This window comes from Streptococcus parasanguinis, assembly GCF_032163505.1.
GTDB classification, from domain to species: domain Bacteria; phylum Bacillota; class Bacilli; order Lactobacillales; family Streptococcaceae; genus Streptococcus; species Streptococcus parasanguinis_V.
Map to the genome: position 1 here is coordinate 1,198,048 of NZ_CP134147.1, position 16,029 is coordinate 1,214,076.

The following is a 16,029-nucleotide window of genomic DNA, read 5'->3' on the forward strand; positions in this document are numbered from 1 at the left end:
TCTACTCCAAAATAAACTTCTCTGCTACAGTGTCTCCTAAAAAGAGACCTTGCTTGGTCATGCGAACAATATCCTTGTCAGGCACCAAGAGTCCCTGCTGGGTCAATTCCTCAACCACTGAACCATATTGTTGGTCAAAATTCACACCAAACTTTTCTTCGAAACGCTTCTTGGAAACGCCTGTTTTCTTACGGAGTCCTAGAAACATCTCTTCCTCCATCATTTCTGTCTGACTCAAGCGCTCTTCTTGGACACGCGCATTTCCCTCTTCAATCGCCTGCATATAGTGACGGATAGGCCCATGATTCTTATAGCGAATACCATTGACATAGCCGGATGCACCAGCTCCTAAGCCATAATACTCCGCATTATCCCAATACATGAGATTATGACGACTTTCAAAACCAGGCTTGGAGAAATTGGAAATTTCGTAATGCTCAAAGCCCGCTCGCTCTAACTCCTGAATGATGTATTCAAACATCTCCGCTTCCAGCTCCTCCTTTGGTAGAGGAAGCTTGCCCCGTCTCATCCGATTCATAAAGACTGTGTGATTCTCCAGAATCAAGCTATAGAGGCTCATGTGGGGAATATCGAGAGCAAGAGCCTTAGCGACATTTTCCTGGACCTGTTCCATAGTTTGCGTCGGAAGCGCATAGATGAGGTCGATCGAAATATTGTCAAAACCAGCCAGCTTCAGACGATCGATATTGTCATAGATATCCTGCTCTTGATGGCTCCGACCAATCTTTTTGAGCAAGCGATTATCAAAGGTCTGTACCCCCAATGAAACCCGATTGACCGGTGAATCCTTCAAGACAGCAATCTTATCCGGATCCAAATCACCAGGATTAGCCTCGATGGTCAACTCCTCCATCTGAGAAAGATCAAGCGACTTAGTTAGCTCCTTGAGCAGATAGGCTAGCTGATCCGCAGTTAAGGCTGTCGGTGTTCCACCCCCGATATAGAGAGTCCGTAAATTTGTGATTTCTTCCCGACGAAATTCTTGGATCAAATGATCCAAATAAGCATCGACCGGTTGGTTCTTAATAAAGACCTTCGAAAAATCACAATAAAAACAAATCTGGGTACAAAATGGGATGTGGACATAAGCGGACGTTGGTTTTGTATGCATACTTTTAATTATACCATAAATTCCCCCCTAAGTCCGAGAAGAAAAGGGTGGATGAAGCAAGGTTTTCCTTGACAAGAAGGAATGAAAGGAATAAAATAAAGCTAATCACATTCGGAGGTAAGGAGATATGAACAACTAAGTTTCGTTAAATAAGATACTTTATTTAGTGGACTGCTTGTTCTATCTCTTTTTGTGTGCTCTCTCGCCTCTTCTCCAACTATTTGTTGGCTTAATAAGGTCTTTTTCTGTTTGGGTCCACTTGAATACAGCTCTACTAAATAGGTAGAGCTGTTTTTTTGTCCCAGTAGAAAGGAATCTTATGCTAAAACTATCCCACCTCACCATCCGCCATACAAAAGATTTACGCGATCTGGTTCGTGATCTGTCCCTAACCATTCATGAAGGAGAAAAAGTTGCCATTATTGGCGAAGAAGGAAATGGAAAGTCTTCTTTGCTTCATGTCCTCATGTCCCCAAAATCCCTACCAGATTATCTGACAATAGAAGGCGAAATAACCACTTTCTTTCACTCCTATGCCTATATTCCCCAGTCTTTGCCGGAAGCCTTGAAGGGAAAAAGCTTGGAAGAATATTTTTTTGGAGAAGACGAGCTAGACTATGCCACCCTCTACAGACTGGCTGATCAATTGCATTTTGATAGCGACCGCTTTGCAAGCGACCAAGCTATTGGAAGTCTATCTGGAGGAGAAGCCCTCAAAGTCCAACTACTTCACGAACTTTGTCGTCCTCATGAATTACTATTTTTAGATGAACCTTCAAACGATCTGGATTTGGAAACCCTAGACTGGCTCCAGCAGATGATCCAAACGAGCCCCCAAACCATTCTATTTATTTCCCACCATGAGGACTTTTTGACTCAGACGGCGGATACGATCATCCACCTCAGACAGATCAAACACCGCAAGGAGGCTGAAACCATTGTAGAGCACCTAAGCTATCAAGACTACAGTAGCCAAAGGGAGCAACAATTCAAGCAGCAGTCCCAGCAAGCTGCCAACGATCAACGAACCTACAAGAAAACAATGGAGAAGCATCGCCGCGTCCGTCAGCAAGTCGAAACTTCCTTACGAAACACCAAGGATAGCACTGCCGGACGTCTCCTAGCAAAGAAAATGAAGTCCCTCCTCTCACAAGAAAAGCGCTACGAGCGGGAATTCCAATCCATGACTTCCCAACCCTATGATGAGGAAGTCATCAATCTGCATTTTCCTCCCCTCACTCCCTTGTCTCCTCAAAAACGAGTCCTTCTCTTAGATCAGGAAGAGCTCACAATTGGTGATCGGGTCCTGGTCAAGGACCTCTCCCTTACTCTTCAAGGGCAGGACAAGATAGGAATTATCGGTTCCAACGGTGTGGGGAAATCCACTTTCCTAAAAATGATATGGGAAAGTCTACAGAAGAATGAAAGTATCCGCACTGCCTATATGCCTCAAGATTACACTGAACGCCTCCCTTTGACTCAGACACCCGTTCAATTCCTACAGCATTCAGGCGATCGCGAAGAAATCAACACTATTCAATTGCATTTAGCCTCCCTCAACTTTACCTATTCTGAAATGCACCATCCGATCTATGAACTTTCTGGTGGCCAGCAAGGAAAACTCTATCTCCTTCAACTAGTGCTCACAAGTCCCCAATTTCTACTCTTGGACGAGCCTACTCGCAATTTTTCCCCCACTTCCCAACCAGAAATTCGACGCCTATTCGCAGACTACCCAGGCGGACTAGTCACGGTCTCTCACGACCGGACCTTCCTCAAAGAAGTCTGCAAAAGAATCTATCGTCTGACCGAAAATGGTTTGGTAGAAATAGAGTCGCTCTAACGTAAAAAAGATTGGCCAAAACCAATCTTTTAAATTGAAAATGAAGTCCTCTTAGAAACTTTCCTTAGGTGAGAACGGACGTCAGCGAACTTCATAGAAGTTCCATGACTTAGTTTTGAATCTAAGGCTTCAAAACTCCCGAGTGCTTGAAACAATCCTGTTTCATGCACTTTTCTCACGGCGGAAAGTTTCAATAGAGGATTGGATAATTCTTGATTTGTTAGCTTTGTATGAAAGAACAGTTTGTCAATGTTCTCCAAACTTGGTTTTGACCAATTATTTTATCTAATTTTGTTCTGCCTCTTGTCCCATTTCTTGGGTGCGTTTGTAGGCTGCTTCCACTCCAGCAATGATGTCGCCCCGTAAGCCGACTTGTTCTAAGCGGTTGACTCCTGCGATGGTAGACCCACCTGGGCTACAAACTGCATCTCGCAAGCGGGCTGGGTGCTCGCCTGTCTCTAGGACCATTTGACTAGTTCCTTGGAAGGTCTGTGCAGCCATCTGCAAGGCTTGCTCTCGTGTAAGTCCTAATCCTACTCCTGCATCTGTCATGGCTTCAATCATCTGATAGACAAAGGCTGGCCCACAGCCTGCGACAGCCGTTGCAGGATCCATCAATTTTTCTTCAATTTCGTAGAGGGCCCCTGCTCCTGATAAGAGCTGGTTGACTTTGGCTACTTGCTGGTCTGTCACTGCTTGGGAGCGGGCCAGACTGATAACACCTTGACCAATGGCCACAGGCGTATTGGGCATGATGCGAATGAGACCCACCTGGTCGTTCTGGATCACGTCAGCCATCTTTTCTAGTTCCAGGCCTGCAGCCATGGAAACCAGTAAGAGATTAGAGCGTTGGTCCAAGATGCCTTGATACTCTTCTAAGAGAGGGCAAATCTGATAGGGTTTGACCCCTAAAAAGATTACTTCAGCCTCTTGAAAGACTTGTTCAAGATCAGACGCCGTTCCCCCATACTGGCTGATAAACTCTTGCACCTTTTGAGGAGAACGATTGACCAAGAGCAGGTCTTGCGCGTCCACTTCTTTTGCGACTGCTTTGGCTAGACTAGCACCCATGTTTCCAAGACCGATAAATGCTACTTTCATGACTTACCTCACTTGACCATTTCCACTGACGATATACTTGTAACTGGTCATTTCCCGGAGTCCCATCGGTCCACGCGCATGGAGTTTTTGGGTTGAGATCCCCATTTCACAACCTAGTCCAAATTGACCCCCATCTGTAAAGCGTGTAGAAGCATTGACATAAACGGCTGCAGAATCTACCTGCTTGGTGAAGTAAGCAGCAGTCTCAGGATTTTCAGTCACAATGGCATCTGAGTGATGGGTACTATGCGCTTCAATGTGGTCCACCGCTTCCGCGACTCCATCAACGACCTTAACAGCTAAAATATAATCTAAAAATTCGGTATCAAAATCCTGTTTCTGCGCTGCTGTCCCAGAAATGATAGCCTGTGCTTGCTCATCTAGACGCAATTCAACCGATCTTTCCCGTGCATCCACTAAACGCTCTTTAACCAAAGGCAAGAAATCAGACGCGATCGCTCGATCGACCAAGAGGACCTCCATGGCATTGCAGACGGATGGACGGCTTGTCTTAGCATTTTCAATAATGGCGAGGGCTTTCTGGAAGTCAGCCTCCTTGTCCACATAGACATGGACGATCCCAGTTCCTGTCTCGATCACGGGGACAATGGCATTTTCAACCACCGCTTGGATCAATCCAGCACCACCACGTGGAATGAGCAAATCTAGATAGCCCTTAGCCTTCATCATAGCAAGGCTAGAAGCTCGACTCGTATCTTGGATCAGTTGAAGAAGATCTGGATGGAGTCCGCCTTCTTCCAATCCAGCCTTGAGGGCTGTCACGATCGCTTGAGCAGAATGAAAGGCGTCCTTTCCAGTACGAAGGACCACTGCATTTCCACTCTTGATGGCAAGCGCTGCAGCATCTGACGTTACATTTGGACGGCTTTCATAAATGATGCCAATAACACCCATGGCGACTCGAACTTTCTGGATTTCAAGGCCATTTTCCAAGACTTCAGTATCCAGCACTTCCCCAATCGGATCTGGCAGGTCTATTAAAGCACGAATTCCTTGTGCCATACCGGCAATCCGCTCTTGATCAAGAAAGAGGCGATCCAGCATGACTTCAGAAATCTTGCCGCGTGCTGCTTCCATATCGATTTGATTGGCTACTAAAATGGCTTCCGTCGCTTTCAAAAGCTGGCTAGCCATGGCCTCCAAAGCCTGATTTTTAAGAGCTGTACTGGCTGTATTGATGCTTTTCTTAGCTGATCTCGCTAAGGCTAATTGTTCTTGTGTTGTTCCCATACGTTGTCCTCTAGAATTCTGTAAAGAGTAAGTCAATTTCAGGAGTTACCGAGATCCAGTCATCCCGGTGGATGAGGATTCCCTTGGCTTTTTTAGATTGGAGTAGATCGCGCACAGCTGATTGGCCGAGACGGACCTTGCCTTTTCCTAGTAATTGACCAGTCTCTTGATGATAGACGCTGACGATATCATGATAAGAAAAATCTCCTTCTGCCTTGGTCACACCAGAAATCAATAGACTCTTTCCATGATCCAACAGGGCTTCCGCTGCTCCAGCATCCACCCAAACGGCTCCTTTACTTTCTGCATAAAAGGCTAGCCATTGTTTCTGGGTTTTTAAGCCCTTATCCTCTGCAAGGAAGTAACTGCCATCCGCTTGCTCTTCTGCTGCTTCGATCAAGGCATCAGACTTGAGAGACGAGCAAATATAGACAGGAACCCCTGACTCGGTCGCAAGGGTCGCTGCCTTGAGTTTGGTCAACATACCGCCAGTTCCATTGCTACTGCCAGCACCACCAGCCATCTCGATCATCTCGCGAGAAATGTATTCGATTCGATCCAAGCGCTTAGCTGTTGGATCCTGAGAAGGATTGGCTGTATAGAGACCATCGACATCCGTTAAAAGCACCAAAAGATCCGCTTGAACCATGGCTGCAACCTGCGCACTCAAGGTATCATTGTCACCTACTTTTAACTCGGCAATCGAGACCGTATCGTTTTCATTGATAATCGGAATGGCCCCACGATTGAGCAAGACAGAAAGGGCCTGGTGGGCATTCTTATAGCGGCGTTGATCCGCAAAGTCATCCTGGGTCAACAAAATCTGCGCAGAAACAATGTTGCGTAAGAGCAGGTTGGCTGTATATTCTTCCATCAGTAAGCCTTGCCCAACTGCCGCAGAGGCTTGCTTGTCTGCCACCTTAGTCGGCCGTTTCTTAAAACCAAGGGCGCCAAACCCAGCAGCAACCGCCCCTGATGAGACCAAGATCAACTCATGGCCCGATTCGTGTAAGAGAGCCAACTGCTGGGTAATGACCTTGACCTTCTGTCTGGAGAGACTCCCATCGGGATTGGTCAAAGACGAGGTCCCTACTTTAAAGACGATTCGTTTTGCTTTCATCTCTATTTTTCTTTCTAATACTATTTATTTCGTATGTAATGAAAGTGACTGAATCTCCATTCAGCCATCTTCACTATCCTTTTCGAAGGTCTTCCAGCGTTTTCTCAAAGATCGCTGGCACTTCTGCCGTAAATTCCAAGGTCTCTCCTGTACGAGGATGGGTAAAGCCGAGTGTCCGCGCATGCAGAAACTGTCCTTGTCCTTTGAGTGTCTTCTTAGGACCATAAGCAGGATCTCCAGCTACTGGATGGCCGATATAGGCCATGTGCACCCGAATTTGGTGGGTGCGACCGGTCTCCAGTTGCAACTCTACCAAGGTGTAATTTCCAAAGCGCTCCAAGACTTGAAAACGGGTCACTGCAGGTTTTCCTTTCGCCGTCACTGCTTGTTTTTTCCGGTCCTTTTCACTGCGACCAATTGGTGCTTCGATCATGCCCCGATCGTTCGGAAGGTTGCCATGGACAATGGCCCAATACTTCCGGAGAGATTTTTTGTCTTTGAGTTCCTCTGCTAAGGCGACGTGGGCTTGGTCATTTTTTGCGACCATCAAGAGGCCTGACGTGTCTTTGTCAATCCGGTGGACGATCCCTGGACGCAATTCTCCATTGATCCCTGAAAGGTCCTTGACATGGTATAAGAGCGCATTGACCAAGGTCCCGCTGGTATGACCCGCACTGGGGTGAACAACCATACCCTGTGGCTTATTGACCACCACAACATCCTGGTCCTCATAGACGATGTCTAAGGGCAGATCTTCTGCTTCATAGCTGACCTCTTCCACTTCTGGGACTTCATACTGGATGATATCTCCTTCTTTGACCGTATACTTAGCTTTTTTCACGGTTCCATTGACCAGAACTTTTCCTTCTTTGATCTGCTCATTGGCCACAGCTCGTGACAAGGGAGTCAAATCCGCCAAAGCCTTATCCAGTCGCGCACCGGCTACTTCGATTTTAATTTCCATGCGTTTCCTCTTTCAACATCAGGATCAGGAGCAAGAAAACTCCAACTGTCAAATAACTATCTGCTACATTAAAAATGGCAAAATTCATAAAATCCAGGTGGAACATATCGACTACAAAGCCCTGACGCAGGCGATCGATAAAATTCCCCAATCCACCCGCAATCACCAAGGTCAAGCCTGTCACCATCCAAAGCGATCCCTTGAGGTGCTTATAGAGATAGTAAAAGGCCCCCACCATCACGACTAGCGTGATGAGGGTAAAGAACCATTGCTGATTTTCAAGAAGCGAAAAAGCTGCACCTGTGTTTTGAAGATAAGTCAGACTGACCACATGGGGAATAAAAGACTTGACGACACCCAGTGGAATGTTCTTCACCACATACCATTTGACCAGCTGATCCAGTAGGACCAAAAGGACGATCGCTACTGGGACCATTGTTTTTCTCTTCATTTCTTACCTCTTTTGATCAAAATATTCTACCATGACCTCGACAAACTTCTCTGCTACAGGAGAGAGATCCATCTCTTCGCGTTTGACATAGACCATTTTATTGTCTAAGTTGTCTTCCAAAGGAATCACGGTAATGCCATTCACGGACTGGCTATCCAAAAAGCCAGATCCCGTCGCATAAGCATCCGTCCGCTCCAAGATTCCATTCAAGGTAGCCCGGTCGGTCACATTGAACATTTGTGAGCTCGAGCTGGTATCGACAAAGTTCTCTGAATAATAGAGGTACTCATCTTTTTCTTGGGTAAAACGAACAGTTGGCAACTGAGCTAGATCTTCCATAACCAGTTTTTTCTTCTTAGCCAAAGGATGTCCTTTGCGAAGATAAATATGAGTCTGAAAAGGAATCAAATCCACTACTTCAAGCCCTAATTTATCGACCCGTTGCATAATCCCCTTGGTATTTTGACGATTGAGATAAATAATCCCCAACTCACTATGCCCTTGAGCCACTTCGTCCAAAATTTGAACCGTCGTTGATTCAAAGATGCGGAAGTTTTTATTTTCCGGATAGCGGATCGAGAATTCCGTCATCAAAGGTGGCAAGAAGTCATAGTGTTGACTAGAAATAGAGAATTCTTTCTTCTCTTCTTCAGGACTGGCATATTGATTTTGAAACACATCAAACCCTTTGACCACGTCCTGCGCTTTTTCATAAAATTCCATTCCCCGACGGGTCAAAAAAGTCCCAGAACTGGTCCGACGAAAAATCTTGAAGCCCAGTTCTTTTTCCAGATCTCTGACGGAGATGGACAAGCTAGGCTGACTCACATACATTTTTTCAGCAGCCTCACGAAAAGTACCACTATTGGCAATCGCCACTACATATCGTAATTGTTGTATATTCATTCTATTTTCCTTATTACAGTATCGATCTATTATACCATAAATTAGGGGCTGAAAGAAGAGATCCGTTTAAGAGACCTTCATCAAGTGAAAATAAAAAAACTGGAACTAAAACAGTTCCAGTTGATACTTATTCAATCACTTGGCTTTCGGCTACTTTCTTGTACCAATGAGCCGATTTCTTCGGATAGCGCTCTTGGGTTTCAAAGTCTACATAGAAGAGACCATAGCGTTTTTCGTAACCATTAGACCAAGAGAAGACGTCCATGAGAGACCAGATGAAGTAACCTTTGACATTAGCACCATCTGCAATCGCATCAGACAAGACCTCTAAGTGTTGTTTCACATAATCAATCCGTCCATCGTCATAAACCGTATTATCCACAAACTCATCTTTGTAGCCCAATCCGTTTTCAGTGATGTAGATTTTCTTATAGTTTGGATAATCTGCTTTTACGCGCATAATTTGGTCATACAAACCTTGCGGATAGATAATCCAGTCCCAATCCGTCCGAGGCACATAGTCAGGAGCTACACGACGACCAACACCTTTAATTTGGTACTTAGAGCTTCCTTTTTCCCCTTTACCGTTATGGATGATTTCTGTTTCGCCGTCAAAAGCTTCCATCCAGTCACTCATGTAGTAGTTAATTCCAAGGAAGTCGTTCAAATCTTTTGCTGCTTCAAGCGCTGCAAAGTCTTCGTCACGAAGATCCAAGCTACCACCATTGACAGATAAGATGTGATGAACACCTTCCATGGTTGCATCTGAATAGTGTCCAAGGTAAGTAGCATCCAAGATAAATTTGTTGTGGATGATATCTTCCAACTCAGCCGCCCGAACGTCTGCTGGATTTTCTGGATCCAAAGGATACTTAGTAGGAAGGGCATGGACCACTCCGATTTCACCTGCATAACCTTTGTCTTTGTACAATTTCACAGCACGTGCATGAGAAACCATCATATTGTGGTGAGATTGGAAGACTTTAGCAAGGTCATATTGAATACCTGGTGGGAATTTTCCGACTAAGTACTGACCATCTCCGATAGGTCCGATTTCATTAAAGGTTGTCCAGTAGTTGACTTCTGGAAACTCTTCAAAACAGAAGGCGGCATAATCTACAAAGTGTTCGATATTTTCACGATTCAAGAAGTCTCCATTTGAGTGAAGAGCTTCAGGAGTATCAAAGTGGTGAAGAGTTACGAATGGTTCTACATGACGTTTATGACATTCTGCAAATAAGTTATGGTAGAACTCCACCCCTTTTGGATTCACTTCACCATATCCAGTTGGGAAAATACGCGACCAGGCAATGGAAATCCGAATACCATTGACACCGTATTCTTCAGCTAATTGAAGATCTACTGGATATTTGTGGTAGAAATCACTAGCCGGTTCAGCCGTGTACCAATAGTTGTCAGCCAGGTATTTGTCCCATGCAACAGGTCCTTTCCCATCTGTATGAGTAGCTCCTTCTGCTTGATAGGCAGCTGTAGCGCCACCAAAAATAAAATCTTTAGGAAGTGTTTTTGTCATTTTTTCACCTTTTTCTTGATTGGATCAAAGGAAAAGTGAGTGGAGAGGAGTTAGTGAGCCATCCATCTCCATCTCACTTATTCGTTCTTATTCTTCAAACTGCGCTTGAACAAATGCTAGGGCACCTTGTCCATCACGTGTCAATTTAATGTATTGAGCTCCTTCAGTCTTAGCCAATTTGATTCCAAGTTTATCTGTTTCAGCCTTCATATCTTCATAGTTTGAAGCTACTTGAGGAGCAAGAATAACAAGGTCAAATTCTGGCAACATTTCACGGTGAGCACCGTAACCACCAGCAGCAGCCTTCACAGGAACATTGTATTCTGCAGCAGCTTTATTCAAAGCATTGGCAAGGAGTCCACTGGTACCACCACCGGCACAGAGAACCAAGACGTTTGTTTCTTTTGTGATATTGTTTTGAACTGGTTCGTTTTCAACACCAGCTTTTTCAAGAATCGCATCTGCTTTAGCTGTATTGAAGTTTGCTGCTACTTTTTCTTTCAAGCTGTCGTTTGCTTTACCAGAACGTTCTTCTTCGAGAATTTGTTCATCATAAACTTTCACGAATGGATAATAAATGATTACGTCCACTACCACTAGAAGAGCAGCAAGGATGAAGGAAAGAACTTGGAAGTTTGTACCAAGGACAATTCCGAGAGGACCAGGTGTTACCCATGGAAGGTTAGCGGAGAATGAGTTCATTCCCAAGGTATCAACAAAGAATTTGAAGATCCAGACGTTTGCGATTGGCGCAAAGATAAATGGAATGAAGAAGGTTGGATTCAATACGATTGGAGCCCCGAAGAGAATTGGTTCGTTTACACCGAAGAATGTAGGAACAACAGATGCACGTCCAATCGCACGGTTTCGTTCAGACTTACACAACCACATGAAGAGGAATGGAACAATCAAGGTTGCACCAGTACCACCCATGGTAACGATAAACATTTGAGTCCCAGAAGTGATGACTTTATCAGCATGTTGTCCGGCTTGAAGCAAGTGCAAGTTGTTATCGATATTTGCATATGTGATCGCCGCAATCGCTGGTTCTACGATTGAAGGGCCATGGATACCTACAAACCAGAAGAAGGCATAGGCACCAAAAATAAGGGTAATTCCAAGATAACCATCTGCCGCAGAGAACAATGGAGCTAGAAGTGTTCCAATTGATTCCGCAACTGTTACACCGATAGCACCTTTAACAATCAATTCAAATGCATACAAGAGAACTATTGAAACTGTAAATGGAATCAAGTCTTTAAAAACTTGTGAAATATTCGGTGGAACCTCGTCTGGCATGCGAATCGTCACATTGTTTTTCACACAGACCTTATAAACATTAACTGTAACAAAGGCTGCAATAAAGGCTGTCAACAGACCTTTTGTACCCATGAAGGCTGTAAGAATGCCACCATCTTTACCAGGTTCTGCTGCCATGAGTAGGAAACCAACCATAGTAGCCAGCATGGTAGAAAGGTAGTTAATTTGATTGGTTGCTGGCAGATCCCGGTTCATAGAATCGGTCAACGCTTTAGCAGTTGTTCCTCCAACAAAGAAGGCTAAGATCCCCATTGAGTAGTTGTATGGGGTCATCAAGAAGCTTTCCATGTCTTTTGACCAGTGGAAGCCCCAAGCATTTGGCACGTAAGCAATCAAGATGAAGATAGATGAGAAGAGGATCACAGGCATCCCTGCAATAAAGCCGTCCCGAATCGCTCGCAAATATTTGTTTCGAGAAATCTTTTCAAAGAAAGGTTTCCCTTTTTCAATTAGTTCAATCAGTTTATTCATTATTTTGCTCCTCTTTTATACAGTTCAATCAGATGGTGAATCACGTCTTTTAATAAGATCGTTGTCATGAGATGGTCTTGACCATGCATCATAGTGATGCTATAAGGGATTTCTTCTCCTGCAGCTTCTTGCGCTAGCATAGTCGTTTGAGATTTGTGAGCCTCAGCAATACAGGACCCTGCTTCTTCTACCAAAGATTCTGCTTTCGCAAAATCACCATTTTCAGCAGCTTTTAATGCTTCCATTAATTTTGATCGAGCGTCACCGGCATAAGCGACAATTTCAAACCCAAGTAATTGGACTTCTTCTTTATTCATGTTGGTTCCTCCTTATGATAACCTTATTAAAAATTTTATAATAGACGTTGAATATGCAAGGCTAAATAGACTTTTTCATTAGGAGATATCTTAGCTCCAGTCTGTTCAGCGATGGTTTGGTAGATCTGATGACTAATCTCATAAGCCTTTGGATAACTTAGCTGGATCAGTTGTTCCATCTCGCTCAATCCTTCAGGATCCTCTCTTCCCTTATCTAGGGAGTCAAGGAAATAATTAAGATGAATCATAAAGCGATCATAGAAATGACTGTTCTCTTCTTTTCGTTTCAATCCATTTTGAGCTAGTTTTTCTTCTACAGCTTTCAAAATCGCTTGGCGATCTTGGACATCAGGATCCTGCTCATGAATGACTTCCCCTTGTGCATTGATGAAGTGATAGGCGATACGATTCACTTCGTCATCAGGAAATTGATCCAAGAGCCGCTCTCGAAAGATTTCAATCGCTTCCTTTGCGATTTTATAGGGGATCGGATGCATAGCAGACGCATCAGGTAGATCACTGTGTTTGTATCTTCCCTGTTGAACCGCCTGGTAAGAACAAAAGATGTGATCTGTTAGTGTCACATAGATATATTCTTGAACAGGATAGGCATATTTCTTAGACAAGGTATCAATCACTTCATAAGTGGTTGTAATGAAATCAAGAGGAACATCCTTTAGAAGGGCCATAAAGTTTTCTCTTGATTCATCCGTGTTTAAACGAAATACTTTTTCGACCTTATCATCAGCTACTAGATCATTTTTCTTTTTCCCAAAAGCAATCCCACTCCCAACAACAATTAACTCTTGTTGAAGCTCATTTTGAACCAAAGCAACATTATTGTTCATTGGATGGATAATACGATACATGAGGCTCTCCTTTGTAAAATTTGTTAAAAGCAAATAAAAATGACCACGAAGCAACTGAAAAAACTAGCCTATGCTAATCATTCAATCTACTTGTGGTCACGCCTAATCTAACTTAGTAACGCTCACTGCTATTTAACTTATGAACTTATTCTATCATAAGTTTTTTATTTTGTAAACCCTTACAGCGAAAATTTTTAAACATTTTTTATAAAAAAGAAACAAGTCCTTGAAATAATGAAGAACATTGGAAGGAATTTCTTCCTTCCAATGTTCTAAATGTTGCTTTAGGAGGCAATAACAATTTGTTTCTTACACGCGTTCTGTCCAAGGTGTTGCCACTTTAGCCAAGACTGCGTTCAATTCTTCAATATTTTGACGACCTTCTGTACGAAGCCATTCACGAGCAGCTGCTTCTCCATCTTTGATGTAAGCTTCTACTGAACCTGCCCATGTCGCACGTCCACAAAGAACACCGTTGAAGTTAGCACCTGATGCATGAGCAAATTCCAAAGTTTCTTGGAAGAGTTTTGCGGATACACCCGCACTGAGGTAGATGTATGGAAGGTTGGTTGCTTCTTCTTGTTCTTTAAAGAAGGCAGCAGCTTCTTCACGACTATAGACAACTTCACCTTCTCCAAAACCTTCCACGTAGTTGACATTGACAGGAACTTCTACTTTCAATACATCGATATTGAAACGAGGATCTGAGAAGACTTTCATAGCTTCAATGACTTTACGAGGTTTCACTTTTGCATATTCAGCAGAGGTTGCATCTGCAATTCCTTCATCATAAGCCAAGATTTCAAGGAAGAATGGAATGTCTTCTGCCACACATTCTGAACCGATGCGTTCGATATAAGCTTGTTTTTCTTGGTTGAGTTCATCTGCACTGTCTACATCATAGTAGAGCAAGAACTTCACAGCATCTGCGCCTTGTTCTTTGATGCGTTTTGCTGACCAAAGGTTGAGGCAGTCAGGCAAGCGTTTGGTGCTAGAAGTATCGTAGCCTGTCTTTTCGTATGCGAGCAAGAGTCCTGCATCTTTGTCCAAGGCTTTTGTAGCAGGTAGACCATATTCTGGGTCCAATAACATAGATGAAGCATATTTTGTCAATTCATCAGCTACAAGGACTTTTAATTCTTCCATTTGTGCTACAGTTGGCTCAGTGTCTTGGTATTTGGCCATCAAGCGTTTCAAAGCTCCACGTTGGTCGAAGGCCAAAGCTGAAATGACACCGTCTTTTGTACTAAGACGTTCCAAATAGTTGCGTTTTTGTTCTGTTAATACCATTTTATACCTCTTTTACGATTAATTGTTGATACAAGGCATCATAGTGCCCCATGTTGACATGTCCTGTTTGCGCTTCTTGCGCATTTAACATTCCAAGAACATTTGCTTTCTTAAGCAAGTCTGCGTCACTCTCATGATGATAGAGACCAGATGCAATCCCTGCAACAGTCGAATCACCAGATCCGACTGGATTGACGACATCGATCTTAGGAATATCTACCTTATAGAAGACATCCCCATGCTTAGCGAAAGCGCCATTTGCACCAAGGGAGACAATCACCCATTCGATGCCATCAAAGAGAGAATCCTGAAGAACTTCTTTTAAGTCTTCCACATTCTTACTCACTTCTTTTCCTAACAACTGTGATAATTCTTCATTGTTTGGTTTAATGACCGTAGGCTTGACAGCTGCTTGAATGGCAGCTTCTAAAGAAGCTCCCGAGCAATCGAGTACGACTGGTTTCCCAGCTTCCCTTGCAATCTTGACAAGGCTAGCATAGTAGTCCACTGGTAAACCAGCAGGAAGACTTCCAGAGATGGCAACAACCTCTACTTGTTCAACCAAGTGACGATAATGGTCTAGAAAGTCTTTCCCTTCTTTCTCAGAAATGGTTGGACCTTTTTCTAAGATTTCTGTTTGCTTGCCTTCGTGAAGGATGGCGATACAATTACGTGTATCTCCAGCAATTTCAAAGAAACGTTCCTCTATCCCTTCTCCTAAATGATCGAGAATGAATTGCCCTGTTCGACCACCAAGTAGGCCAGTCGCTGCCACTGGATCCTTTATCTCAGAAAGTACACGAGTAACGTTAAGACCTTTCCCACCAGCTGTCTTACTCACCTCAGCCACACGATTGACTGTATCCAACTGGAGTACATCCAAAGGATAAGAAATATCAATCGAAGGGTTCATCGTGACCGTTAATATCATACGTCACCTCTTAGTCGTGGTATTCACCACGGTCCCATTTTTCAAGGAATTCTGTAAAGAAATCAGCATCCGCTTGATGAGCATTATGTGTTTCCACATGTTGGATCTTAGCGATCAATTTTTTATTTTCTTCAGTTGGTTTGTATTCAGCGTGGATAAATGCTTCAATGATATCGCACATGAGCAATTCACCAGTAATTTTACCACCAAATCCGATGACATTCGCGTTCAATTCTTCTTTTGCATAGAGAGCAGTTGTCATATCGCGTACCAAGGCAGAACGGATACCAGGTACTTTGTTAACAGCATTGTTAATCCCAACACCAGTACCACAGATACAAACACCAAGATCTGCTTGGCCACTTGCTACAGCTTCACCGACTTTTTTACCAAAGATTGGATAGTGGGTACGTGTATGGTCATAAGTCCCAAAGTCGAGTACTTCATATCCTTTTGATTTCAAAAAATCAGAAACAGCCATTTTTTCATTTGTCACAATGTGATCACAACCAATTGCAATTCTCATTTG

The 16,029-nt window shown here is 43.7% G+C and carries 15 protein-coding genes; 1 reads left to right on the forward strand and 14 read right to left on the reverse strand.

What is annotated here, in order from left to right:
- Window position 1: 1 nt before the first annotated feature.
- A complete protein-coding gene (gene hemW, locus RIN70_RS06160; protein ID WP_272144192.1) occupies window positions 2-1,132 on the reverse strand; it encodes a radical SAM family heme chaperone HemW in 1,131 nt (376 codons plus the stop codon).
- Between the two features lie 319 nt (window positions 1,133-1,451).
- On the opposite strand from hemW, the gene RIN70_RS06165 reads away from it, so the two are divergent.
- Window positions 1,452-2,975 (forward strand): ATP-binding cassette domain-containing protein, encoded by a 1,524-nt coding sequence (locus tag RIN70_RS06165; RefSeq protein WP_195189570.1) that lies wholly within the window; start codon window positions 1,452-1,454, stop codon window positions 2,973-2,975.
- A 285-nt stretch (window positions 2,976-3,260) separates the two neighbouring features.
- On the opposite strand, the gene proC is transcribed toward RIN70_RS06165, so the two are convergent.
- From proC to lacB, 13 genes are all read right to left on the reverse strand, one after another.
- Window positions 3,261-4,076, reverse strand: a complete 816-nt coding sequence (gene proC / locus RIN70_RS06170) for a pyrroline-5-carboxylate reductase (protein WP_272144196.1) — start codon at window positions 4,074-4,076, stop codon at window positions 3,261-3,263.
- A 3-nt stretch (window positions 4,077-4,079) separates the two neighbouring features.
- A complete protein-coding gene (locus RIN70_RS06175) occupies window positions 4,080-5,327 on the reverse strand; it encodes a glutamate-5-semialdehyde dehydrogenase (RefSeq protein WP_070594903.1) in 1,248 nt (415 codons plus the stop codon).
- A gap of 10 nt (window positions 5,328-5,337) precedes the next feature.
- Window positions 5,338-6,447, reverse strand: a complete 1,110-nt coding sequence (proB, locus tag RIN70_RS06180) for a glutamate 5-kinase (RefSeq protein WP_049498252.1) — start codon at window positions 6,445-6,447, stop codon at window positions 5,338-5,340.
- Window positions 6,448-6,520: 73 nt separating this feature from the next.
- On the reverse strand, window positions 6,521-7,411 hold the full coding sequence (locus tag RIN70_RS06185) for an RluA family pseudouridine synthase (RefSeq protein ID WP_003001835.1): 891 nt from the start codon (window positions 7,409-7,411) through the stop codon (window positions 6,521-6,523).
- Window positions 7,401-7,862, reverse strand: a complete 462-nt coding sequence (gene lspA, locus RIN70_RS06190; protein WP_003001852.1) for a signal peptidase II — start codon at window positions 7,860-7,862, stop codon at window positions 7,401-7,403. Before lspA ends, RIN70_RS06185 begins: the two co-directional genes overlap by 11 nt.
- A gap of 3 nt (window positions 7,863-7,865) precedes the next feature.
- A complete protein-coding gene (locus tag RIN70_RS06195; protein WP_003011186.1) occupies window positions 7,866-8,768 on the reverse strand; it encodes a LysR family transcriptional regulator in 903 nt (300 codons plus the stop codon).
- A 127-nt stretch (window positions 8,769-8,895) separates the two neighbouring features.
- Window positions 8,896-10,302 (reverse strand): 6-phospho-beta-galactosidase, encoded by a 1,407-nt coding sequence (gene lacG, locus RIN70_RS06200; RefSeq protein ID WP_313790450.1) that lies wholly within the window; start codon window positions 10,300-10,302, stop codon window positions 8,896-8,898.
- Between the two features lie 87 nt (window positions 10,303-10,389).
- The gene (locus tag RIN70_RS06205) at window positions 10,390-12,093 is read right to left on the reverse strand and encodes a lactose-specific PTS transporter subunit EIIC (protein ID WP_070594905.1); all 1,704 of its coding nucleotides are present in this window, start codon (window positions 12,091-12,093) and stop codon (window positions 10,390-10,392) included.
- Window positions 12,093-12,410, reverse strand: coding sequence for a PTS lactose/cellobiose transporter subunit IIA (locus tag RIN70_RS06210; protein ID WP_009731211.1), 318 nt, complete (start codon window positions 12,408-12,410; stop codon window positions 12,093-12,095). The genes RIN70_RS06205 and RIN70_RS06210 overlap by 1 nt, the downstream gene beginning before the upstream one ends.
- A gap of 35 nt (window positions 12,411-12,445) precedes the next feature.
- A complete protein-coding gene (locus RIN70_RS06215) occupies window positions 12,446-13,279 on the reverse strand; it encodes a PRD domain-containing protein (protein WP_045759555.1) in 834 nt (277 codons plus the stop codon).
- Window positions 13,280-13,588: 309 nt separating this feature from the next.
- On the reverse strand, window positions 13,589-14,569 hold the full coding sequence (lacD, locus tag RIN70_RS06220) for a tagatose-bisphosphate aldolase (RefSeq protein WP_049498247.1): 981 nt from the start codon (window positions 14,567-14,569) through the stop codon (window positions 13,589-13,591).
- A 1-nt stretch (window position 14,570) separates the two neighbouring features.
- Window positions 14,571-15,500: a tagatose-6-phosphate kinase gene (locus RIN70_RS06225; protein ID WP_049498246.1), complete on the reverse strand. Its 930-nt coding sequence runs from the start codon at window positions 15,498-15,500 to the stop codon at window positions 14,571-14,573.
- 10 nt (window positions 15,501-15,510) lie between these two features.
- The gene (gene lacB, locus RIN70_RS06230) at window positions 15,511-16,026 is read right to left on the reverse strand and encodes a galactose-6-phosphate isomerase subunit LacB (RefSeq protein WP_003002763.1); all 516 of its coding nucleotides are present in this window, start codon (window positions 16,024-16,026) and stop codon (window positions 15,511-15,513) included.
- Between the last annotated feature and the right edge of the window lie 3 nt (window positions 16,027-16,029).

Excerpts from the sequence above, each read along its gene's own strand:
- hemW (WP_272144192.1), bottom strand. The coding sequence starts at position 1,132 with ATGCATACAAAACCAACGTCCGCTTATGTCCACATCCCATTTTGTACC.
- RIN70_RS06165 (WP_195189570.1), top strand. The coding sequence starts at position 1,452 with ATGCTAAAACTATCCCACCTCACCATCCGCCATACAAAAGATTTACGC.
- proC (WP_272144196.1), bottom strand. The coding sequence starts at position 4,076 with ATGAAAGTAGCATTTATCGGTCTTGGAAACATGGGTGCTAGTCTAGCC.
- RIN70_RS06175 (WP_070594903.1), bottom strand. The coding sequence starts at position 5,327 with ATGGGAACAACACAAGAACAATTAGCCTTAGCGAGATCAGCTAAGAAA.
- proB (WP_049498252.1), bottom strand. The coding sequence starts at position 6,447 with ATGAAAGCAAAACGAATCGTCTTTAAAGTAGGGACCTCGTCTTTGACC.
- RIN70_RS06185 (WP_003001835.1), bottom strand. The coding sequence starts at position 7,411 with ATGGAAATTAAAATCGAAGTAGCCGGTGCGCGACTGGATAAGGCTTTG.
- lspA (WP_003001852.1), bottom strand. The coding sequence starts at position 7,862 with ATGAAGAGAAAAACAATGGTCCCAGTAGCGATCGTCCTTTTGGTCCTA.
- RIN70_RS06195 (WP_003011186.1), bottom strand. The coding sequence starts at position 8,768 with ATGAATATACAACAATTACGATATGTAGTGGCGATTGCCAATAGTGGT.
- lacG (WP_313790450.1), bottom strand. The coding sequence starts at position 10,302 with ATGACAAAAACACTTCCTAAAGATTTTATTTTTGGTGGCGCTACAGCT.
- RIN70_RS06205 (WP_070594905.1), bottom strand. The coding sequence starts at position 12,093 with ATGAATAAACTGATTGAACTAATTGAAAAAGGGAAACCTTTCTTTGAA.
- RIN70_RS06210 (WP_009731211.1), bottom strand. The coding sequence starts at position 12,410 with ATGAATAAAGAAGAAGTCCAATTACTTGGGTTTGAAATTGTCGCTTAT.
- RIN70_RS06215 (WP_045759555.1), bottom strand. The coding sequence starts at position 13,279 with ATGTATCGTATTATCCATCCAATGAACAATAATGTTGCTTTGGTTCAA.
- lacD (WP_049498247.1), bottom strand. The coding sequence starts at position 14,569 with ATGGTATTAACAGAACAAAAACGCAACTATTTGGAACGTCTTAGTACA.
- RIN70_RS06225 (WP_049498246.1), bottom strand. The coding sequence starts at position 15,500 with ATGATATTAACGGTCACGATGAACCCTTCGATTGATATTTCTTATCCT.
- lacB (WP_003002763.1), bottom strand. The coding sequence starts at position 16,026 with ATGAGAATTGCAATTGGTTGTGATCACATTGTGACAAATGAAAAAATG.